We start from the raw sequence: 9,039 nt of genomic DNA on the forward strand, positions 1-9,039 counted from the left end.
GCACGGCAGCACGGCAGCACGGCAGCACGGCACGCCGACGAAGGGAGGTGGGCATGCGGCGGCGCGGCGCGCCGGCCCGCGATCCGTCAGCCGGGGCTCCCTCGGTGGGGGCTCCGTCGGTTGGGGATCGGGGTGTGCGGGCGGACCAGGCCGCCGGTGAGGATGTGCCCGAGGTTCCGCTCGGCGTCGGAAAAGATCGCGTACGGATCCCGGGCACACCGGACGGGCCGGCATCGACATGTTCACGATGCCGCCCGGTGACGGGGGGATGGGTGATGGGGTGGTCGTGCGAACGGATGGCCGGGATCTCCGGCCGCGGAACGGGCGCTCAGGAGTGGGGAGTGAACCGGCCGAAGCGGCCCTGGTGGTACAGCAGCGGCTGGCTGGCGCCGTGCACCGTGGCCTCGCAGACCAGGCCCACGACGAGCACGTGGTCGCCCACCTCGGCCGTCGTGTGCGGGAGACAGACCAGGTGCACCGACGCGTCGCTCAGAAGGGGCGCCCCGTAGGGACCGGGATGCCACCGGGTCGGCTCGGCGAAACGGTCGATGCCCTTGCGCGCGAATCTGACCGCGAGCTCGTCCTGGTCGCTGGTGAGCACGTTGACGGCGAAGTGTCCGGCTGAGCGCAGCCGGGGCCAGGTGCTCGACGACTGGTTCACATAGAAGGAGACCAGCGGCGGCTCCAGGCTCACCGAGGAGAACGACGTCGCGGTCAGGCCGATGGGGACCTCGTCGTCCTGGGCGGTGATCACTACGACACCGGCGGCGTGCGCCGCCAGCGCTCTGCGGAACCGTTCACCGTCCACGGCCCGCCCTGGCAGGGTCTCGGTCACCTTCCGGCTCCTTCCCTGCGGGGAGCCGTGGGTTTTGTGCCCTCTGACGTCATGATGCACATCGGATCTTCCCTCTCGCGGCCATGCCGCGGACGCCACCTCGTCACGTCGCGCGGGCTCCTGGGGAGCCGCGCGACGGTAAGCGGCACATGGGTGTTCACACATCGGTGGTCATGAAGGCGACCACGGCCTTGGATCTGTCGCTACGTGGAGAGGTGGAAGGACTCGGGTATCAGCAGCGATCTCGCCGAGTCGGACGGGCGGGATCAGCGACACTGCGCGCTGGCGACATGCCCGAAGTCAACGTGAGGGCGCCGGATCAGAGGTACATCCTGGCTCATAACGCCCAATCTAGATCTCCAGATGGTAGAAGTCAACATTTCCTACTTGGTTTACCGGGATATCTCCACGCGTCCTTCCTCACCTTTGATCTTGTTCGACCGATCTAGCACGCAATCGGGGGCTTAGGGCTGCTTTAGGAGTCGCTCTTAGCGTCTGAACCGTCCATCAGCAGTGCCGGGGCCGACGTCCCGATCCGCTGCGCGCAGGGCGCGGTGGCGCGGACGCGGCTCGTTGGAGGAGCGTATGGCGGAGACACCGGTACGACTTCTGTCGGTGGGAACGGCGTTGCCGGGACCTCCCATCGACACGGCCGCCCTTGCCGGGGCGTTCGGCATGGACCAGGTGTGGCGGCAGTGGGTCGACACGTTCATCGGCACACGGACGCGTCATCTCGCGGTCGACCTGTCCACCGGCGAACGGCGGGACAGCCTGGCCGACCTCGGCGAGCGCGCCGCCGTCCAGGCCCTCACTCGGGCCGGGATCTCCGCGGAGGAGATCGACGTGGTGGTGCTGGGCACCGCCACTCCCGACACGCTGATGCCGGCGACGGTGAACGTCGTCGCCGAGCGGCTCCGCATCGACGGCGTGCCGGCGTTCCAGCTCCAGTCGGGCTGCTCCGGCGCCGTGCAGACGTTCGACGTCGCGGCCTCGCTGCTGTCCACGGGCCGCTACCGCACCGCGCTCGTCGTCGGCGGCGACGTCATCGCCAAGCACTACGACGTCAAGGCCGACCTGACGGCACTGCCGCCCGACGAGCTGGTCAACTACGTGCTGTTCGGCGACGGGGCCGGGGCCGCCGTGCTGAGCACCGCGGGCCCTTCGGAGGCGCCGGTGCTCCGGTCGGTGCTCACCCGGCTGTCCGGCCTCGACCGCGCGCCCGGCCAGATCCTGCGCTGGTACGGCCTGGCCGACCGTGACGCGACCGAGGCCCCGGCCAGCGAGGACTACAAGGCCATCGAGGAGTTCGTTCCCGTCCTCGCCGAGGAGACGGCCGACGAGTTGCTGGACGACCTCGGCTGGGACCGCGCGGAGGTCGACTACCTGTTGCCCCCGCAGCTGTCCGTCGCGATGACCGGGAAGATCACCGCGCGGCTCGCCTTCCCCGCGGCCGAGGAGGTCTCCTGCGTCGCGGAGACCGGCAACAACGGCAACGCCCTGGTCTTCTTCCAGCTCGACCGCCTGCTGCCGCGGATGACGCGGCCGTCGCGGGCGATCGCGGTGGCCATCGAGTCGAGCAAGTGGATCAAGTCGGGCCTGGCCCTGGAGCGTGCCTGATGGCCGCGATCAGCAGGGAGGAGTTCGTGGACCTGCTCCAGGACGAGATCGGCCTGGCCGTCGGCGGCGACGACCTCGGCCGCGCCCTCGACGAGGTGCCCGGATGGGACTCGCTGCACCTGCTGACGATGCTCGTCCTGCTGGAGAAGCGGGTGCGCCGGCCGCTGTCGCTGCCCGACTTCCTCGAGGCCGCGAGCCTGGAGTCGGTCTACGAGCTGGTGAACCGATGACCGGCCGCCCGTTCCCCTCCCAGCGCAGGCACACCCTGTTCTTCCTCGACCAGATCCGCGACTTCTCCCCGGTCTTCCTCGACACCGAGGTGGACGCCACCGCGATCGTCGCGGGACGGGCGCGGGCGCACCAGGCGGGGGAGCGCCGTTCGGTCGTCTCCTACGTCGTGCACGCGGCCGCCGGGGTCCTGGCCAAGCACCCCGAGGCCAACTCCGCCATACACGGCCGGCTGGACCCGGTCGTCGCCTCCTTCGACACCGTGGCGGCCAAGGTCACCCTCGACAAGACCTGGGAGGGCCGCCGCGTCGTGCTCGCCACCGTGATCCCCGCGCTGGAGTCCGCGTCCCTGGCCGACGTACAGGCGCACCTGGACCGGGCGGCCGCCGCCGATCCCGGCACGGCCGAGGAGTTCGCCGGCATCCGCGCGCTGCGGAGACTGGCCTGGCAGGAGGCGCTCGACCGGTTCCGCGAGATGGCGGGGCTGCTCGACCGGCGGCCCGCCGTCACCGGCACGTTCAGCGTCACCTCGCTCGGCCATCGCGCCGTCGACGGCTTCCACTCGGTCGGCGGCACCACCGTGACCCTCGGCGTGGGCCGGATCGCCGACCGCCCGGTCGTCAGGGACGGCGCCGTGGTGGTCGCCCCCGTCATGCGGCTCTCGCTGGCCTTCGACCACCGCGTGATCGACGGCGCCGAGGCCGCCGACGTGCTCACCGAGATCAAGGAAGCGCTGGAGGCGTACGAGGAATGAACGACCTGACCGAGCTCAAGCGCTTCGTCGTGGCGCACGCGATCTCGCAGAACCTGCCGGCCGACCACTACGGCGCCCTGCTCGACCGCATCACCGCGGACGCGGGTGACGAGCCGGGCTCGTGGCCGTACGAGTGGATCCACGCCGGGGACGAGTGGGACGCCGCCGGCGAGACGGCCCTGGCCTGCCAGTACTACACGATGGGCCGCTTCCCGTACGTGGACGGCCCGGGCCGCAAGCGCGCGCTCGCCCGCTGCCTCGACGCCTTCGACCGGTGGCGGCGCGGGGTGCCGGGGCTGGAGCCCGTCGTCGTGGACGTGGACGGAGTCCCGGTGCGGGTGTGGGCCGCCGGCCTGTCCGCCGACGAGCCCCGGCCGCTGCTGGTCATGACCGGCGGCATCGTGAGCCCGAAGGAGCAGTGGGGGCCGGTGCTCCCGCAGATCGCGGCCTTCGGCATGGCCGGGGTCGTGGCCGACCTGCCCGGCGTCGGCGAGAGCCCGCTCCGGTACGGCCCGGACGCGTGGCGGCTCTTTCCGGCGATCCTCGACGCCCTGGAGGGACGGGCCGAGGTGCGCGAGACCTACCTGCTCGCGCTGAGCTTCAGCGGCCATGCCGCGATCACCGCCGCGCTGCGCGACCCCCGCGTGCGGGGTGTGGTCGCCAACGGCCCGCCCGTCCACGACTTCTTCACCGACGCCGCCTGGCAGGCCCGGGTGCCGAAGGTCACCCGCGACACTCTGGCCCACCTGGCGGGTGTGCCGCCGGAGGCGGTCTTCGCGCACGTGCGCGACTGGGCGCTCGACGACGCCGACCTGCGCGCGCTCACCGTGCCCCTCGCCGCGGTGACGGCGAAGCGGGACGAGATCATCCCTCCCGGCGACACCGAACGGCTGAAGCGCTCGGTGCGCGACCTGCGGCTGATGGAGCACGACGACGTGCACGGCGCCCCCTCCCACCTCGCGGAGACCCGCGTGTGGAGCCTGCTCGCGGTGCAGCGGATGCGGCCCGGCGCCGACCCGGGGGTGACCGCGTCGCTGGCCGCCGCCCTGGAGGCCGCCCGGGCGGGAGCGGCCGGGTGAACGCCCCTCTCGCCGGAGCGCGGGTGCGGGGCGACTGGCTGCGCGAGTTCGCTCCCGCCGCGCCCGGCGCCCCCCGCCTGGTCGTGTTCCCGCACGCCGGAGGCTCGGCCGGCTTCTTCATCCCGCTCGCGCGGGCGCTCGCCCCGCAGGTGCGCGTGCTGGCCGTGCAGTACCCCGGGCGCCTCGACCGGCGGCGCGAGCCGCCCGTCGAGGACGTGCGCGAGCTGGCCCGCAGGGTGGCGGACGTGCTCGCCCGGGAACCGGACGACGGCCCCCTCGCCTTCTTCGGGCACAGCATGGGCTCGCTGGTGGCGTTCGAGGCCGCGCTGCTCGGCGAGCGGGGCGCCGGCGCCGCGCCCGAGCGGCTGTTCGTCTCCGGCGGGCGGGCGCCCGCCCTCACCCGGGTGGACCCGGTGATCCTCCGGAACGACGCCGCGCTGCTGGAGGAGGCCCTGTTCCTCGGCGGCACCTCCCGGCAGGTGCTGGAGAGCGCGGACCTGCGGGAGCTCGTGCTGCCCCCGCTGCGCGCCGACTACCGGGCACTGCGTTCCTATCTGCCCGATCCCGGGGCGCGGGTCCGCTGCCCGGTCACCGCGCTGGTCGGAGACCGCGATCCGCGGGTGACCGTCGACCAGGCCGCCCGGTGGCGGGACCACACCGACGGCGGGTTCCGTCTCACGGTCCTGCCCGGCGGCCACTTCTACCTGACCCCGCGGCTGGAGGACGTCGCGGCGGCGGTACGGAACGGGCTCGCCGTACGGGCCTGACCCGCCTCCCCTCCCGCGCCGTCCGCGCCCGACCACGCTCATCCTGCTCACCATGACCGAGAGTGAGGCACGACGTGATCAGCCCCGACCCGCAGGTGTCCCGGCCCGTCGCGGTCGTCGGAGTCGCGTGCCGCCTGCCCGGCGCGCCGCACCCGGACGCCCTGTGGCGGCTGCTGGAGGAGGGCCGCTCGGCCGTCCGCGAGGTGCCCGGGGGCCGAGCGCCGTCCCCGCTCCTGGACGCCCTGGCCCGGGAGAACCCCGGCGTGCGGTACGGCGCCTACCTCGACGACATCGCCGGGTTCGACGCGGAGTTCTTCGGGATCTCCCCTCGCGAGGCCGCCGCCATGGACCCGCAGCAGCGGCTCGTCCTGGAACTGGCCTGGGAGGCGCTGGAGGACGCCGGCGTGCTGCCCGAGACGCTGCGCGACACCCCGACGGGCGTGTTCGTCGGGTCCATCGCCGACGAGTACGCCGCACTGTCGCGCCCCTCCGCGATCGGGCGGCACACTCTCACCGGCACCACCCGCGGGATCATCGCCAACCGCGTGTCGTACGTCTTCGGCCTGCGCGGGCCGAGCATCGCGGTCGACACCGCGCAGTCGTCGTCGCTGGTGGCCGTGCACCTCGCGGCCGAGAGCGTGCGGCGCGGCGAGTCGCGCCTGGCGCTCGCGGGCGGCGTCAACCTCATCGTCGACCCGGCCGGCACCGCGGCGGTCGCCCGGTTCGGCGGGCTGTCGCCCGACGGCCGGTGCCACACCTTCGACCGCCGGGCCAACGGCTACGTGCGGGGCGAGGGCGCCGGGCTGGTGCTGCTCAAGCCGCTGGACGCCGCGATCGAGGACGGCGACTCCGTCTACGCCGTGCTGCTCGGCGGCGCGGTCAACAACGACGGCGGCACCGACGGGCTCACCACCCCCAGCGCCGGCGCCCAGGCCGAGGTGCTCAGGCACGCCTGGGCGGCCGCCGGCGTCGCGCCCTCCGACCTGCAGTACGTCGAACTGCACGGCACCGGGACCCGGGTCGGCGACCCGGTGGAGGCGCGGGCCCTGGGTCTCGCCCGCCCCGGCGACGGGCCGGCCCTGCACGTCGGATCGGTGAAGACGAACATCGGACACCTGGAGGGCGCCGCCGGGATCGCCGGTCTGATCAAGACCGTGCTCAGCGTCGCCCGGCGGCGACTGCCCGCGAGCCTCAACTACGCCGAGCCGAACCCGGAGATCGACTTCGACGGCTGGGGCCTGTCCGTACGGGTCGCGGGCGGGGAGTGGCCCCGGGACGGCGCGCGGCTCGTCGCGGGCGTCAGTGCGTTCGGCATGGGCGGCACCAACTGCCACGTCGTGGTGGCAGAGCCACCCGCGGCGCCTCCGGCCGTCCCCGTGGCGCCTTTTGGCGCGCCCGTGGCGCCTCCGGCCGTGTCCGTGGCGCCTTCGGCCGCGCCCGGCACGCCGGAGGCCGCGTCGGCGCGCACCCCTCTCGTGCTGAGCGCGCGCACCGGTGCCGCCCTGCGGGACCAGGCCGCCCGGCTGCTCGACCTCGCCGCCGGGGGCGGCACGTCCGGCGGACAGGATCCTTCCGGCGCGGCTCGGGCCGCCGGCCTCGCCCGGAGCCTGGCCACCACGCGAACCGCCTTCGAGCACCGGGCGGCCGTCACTGGGGACGTGGCAGCGGGGCTGGCGGCGCTCGCCGAGGGCCGCCCCGCCGCCGGGCTCGTCACGGGCAAGGCCACCTCCGCTCCGGTCGCGGTGCTGTTCCCCGGCCAGGGCAGTCAGCGGCCGGGCATGGGCCGCCGGGTCCACCAGGATCACCCCGTCTGGCGGGCCGCGTTCGACGAGGCCGCCGCTGCGTTGAACGAGCGGCTGCCGCGTCCTCTGGAGGAGGTCGTCTGGGCGGAGCCGGACGGCGAGGACGCCCGGCTGCTCGACCGCACCGCCTTCACCCAGCCCGCGATCTTCGCGGTCGAGGTGGCGACCTTCCGCCTGCTGGAGTCGCTCGGAGTCGAGCCGTCCTTCGTCGCCGGCCACTCCATCGGCGAGGTGGCCGCCGCGCACGTCGCGGGCGTGCTCGACCTGTCGTCCGCCGCCGAGCTGATCACGGCACGGGGGCGGCTGATGGAGTCGCTGCCCTCCGGCGGCGGCATGCTCGCCGTCGGCGCGCCCGAGGAGGAGGTGCGGGGGCTGATCGCGGAGGTGGACGGCCTCGTGGTCGTCGCCGCGGTGAACGGTCCCCGGTCCGTGGTCGTCGCGGGGGAGGACCCGGCGCTCGACGCCGTCGCCGCCGTCGCCGTCGCGCGCGGCCACCGGACCCGGAGGCTCCAGGTGAGCCACGCCTTCCACTCGCCCCTGATGGACCCCGTGCTCGACGAGTTCCGTGCGGTGCTCGCGGGGCTCGCGTTCGGCCCGGCCCGCGTTCCGTTCGTGTCGACCGTGACCGGGGAACTCGCCGGCCCCGCCGACGCCGACACCCGTGCGGGTCTCTCGGCGGGCTACTGGGTGGACTACTGGGTGGAGCACGCCCGCCGTACGGTCCGCTTCGCCGACGGCCTGGACCGGTTGCGGGCGCTGGGCGCCGGAATCTTCGTGGAGGCGGGGCCGGGGACGGCCCTCAGCGCGGCCGGGCGGGAGGCGCTGGGCCCGGTGGCGCCGTTCGTGCCGGTCCTCGGCAAGGACGACGACCTGGACCTCGCCGTCGGGCGGCTGTTCACCGCCGGGGTGCGGCTCGACTGGGACGCCGTCTTCCCGCCGGGAAGCCCTCGCGTCCCGCTGCCCACCTACCCCTTCCAGCGCGAGCCCCACTGGCTGGCGCCGGCCGCCGCGGACGGGACCCCTCCGCCCGCTGTGTCCCCTGCCGCGCCCCTGGTCACGGCCCCGGTCGCGGCCCCCGTGCCGCCCGCCCACGCCGCCCGTACGGCGAACAGGGAAGGGCGGGTGATCGAGGAGGTGGCGGCCGTCCTCGGCTTCGCCGACCCCGGGCGCGTCGACCCCGAGGCGACGTTCAAGGACCTCGGCCTCGACTCGCTCGGCCTGGTAGAGCTGCGCGACCGCCTGAGCGCCGCCTTCGGCGCCGACCTCCCCGCCGCCGCGTTGTTCAGTCATCCCACTCCCGCCTCCATCGCCCGCCACCTCGCCGGGGAAGCCGAACAGGACGCCGCGCACGAGGCCGTACGGGACGTCGTGGCGGTGGACGACGACCCGGTGGTGATCGTGGGGATGGGGTGCCGGTTCCCGGGCGGGGTGGCCTCGCCGGAGGACCTGTGGGAGGTGGTGGCCAGTGGCGCGGACGTCACGGGTGACTTCCCCGACGACCGGGGCTGGGACCTCGACGCCCTCTTCGATCCCGACCCGGAACGGCCCGGCGCCTCCTATACGCGCCGGGGCGGCTTTCTCCGTGACGCGGGGGAGTTCGATCCGGCGTTCTTCGGGATGAGTCCGCGGGAGGCGCTGGCCACCGATCCGCAGCAGCGGTTGCTGCTGCAGGTGTCGTGGGAGGCGCTGGAGCGGGCCGGCATCGACCCGCTGTCGCTGAAGGAGACCCGCACCGGGGTGTTCGTCGGCGCGACCGCGTCGGACTACACGCCCCGCCTGCACGAGGGCGGCGGCGGGACCGACGGCTACCTCCTCACCGGGGGCAGCGTCAGCGTGGCGTCGGGGCGGATCGCGTATGTGCTGGGGTCGCGGGGTCCGGCGTTGACGGTGGATACGGCGTGTTCGTCGTCGTTGGTGGCGTTGGATCTGGCGGTGCGTGCGGTGCGGTCGGGGGAGT

The 9,039-nt window shown here is 74.1% G+C and carries 7 protein-coding genes; 6 read left to right on the forward strand and 1 reads right to left on the reverse strand.

Annotated features, from left to right (window positions below; genetic code table 11):
- Positions 1–328: 328 nt before the first annotated feature.
- On the reverse strand, positions 329–835 hold the full coding sequence (locus HHX40_RS07585) for a flavin reductase family protein (RefSeq protein WP_310737983.1): 507 nt from the start codon (positions 833–835) through the stop codon (positions 329–331).
- Between the two features lie 585 nt (positions 836–1,420).
- Between HHX40_RS07585 and HHX40_RS07590 the strand changes: the two genes are divergently transcribed.
- The 6 genes from HHX40_RS07590 to HHX40_RS07615 form a co-directional block, all read left to right on the forward strand.
- Complete coding sequence (locus tag HHX40_RS07590) at positions 1,421–2,452, forward strand: 3-oxoacyl-ACP synthase III family protein (protein WP_182879925.1); 1,032 nt, start codon at positions 1,421–1,423, stop codon at positions 2,450–2,452.
- Positions 2,452–2,682, forward strand: coding sequence for an acyl carrier protein (locus tag HHX40_RS36370; protein ID WP_111700703.1), 231 nt, complete (start codon positions 2,452–2,454; stop codon positions 2,680–2,682). Before HHX40_RS07590 ends, HHX40_RS36370 begins: the two co-directional genes overlap by 1 nt.
- Entirely contained in the window at positions 2,679–3,434 is a 756-nt protein-coding gene (locus HHX40_RS37565) for a 2-oxo acid dehydrogenase subunit E2 (RefSeq protein ID WP_182879926.1), read from the forward strand. Before HHX40_RS36370 ends, HHX40_RS37565 begins: the two co-directional genes overlap by 4 nt.
- Positions 3,431–4,513 (forward strand): alpha/beta hydrolase, encoded by a 1,083-nt coding sequence (locus HHX40_RS07605; RefSeq protein ID WP_182879927.1) that lies wholly within the window; start codon positions 3,431–3,433, stop codon positions 4,511–4,513. The genes HHX40_RS37565 and HHX40_RS07605 overlap by 4 nt, the downstream gene beginning before the upstream one ends.
- Positions 4,510–5,280 (forward strand): thioesterase II family protein, encoded by a 771-nt coding sequence (locus HHX40_RS07610; protein ID WP_182879928.1) that lies wholly within the window; start codon positions 4,510–4,512, stop codon positions 5,278–5,280. The genes HHX40_RS07605 and HHX40_RS07610 overlap by 4 nt, the downstream gene beginning before the upstream one ends.
- Before the next feature lie 62 nt (positions 5,281–5,342).
- Positions 5,343–9,039, forward strand: a 3,697-nt coding sequence (locus HHX40_RS07615) for a type I polyketide synthase (RefSeq protein ID WP_182879929.1), incomplete at its 3' end; no start/stop codon positions are given.

Source organism: Microbispora sp. H10949 (assembly GCF_014161435.1).
GTDB classification, from domain to species: Bacteria; Actinomycetota; Actinomycetes; order Streptosporangiales; family Streptosporangiaceae; genus Microbispora; species Microbispora triticiradicis.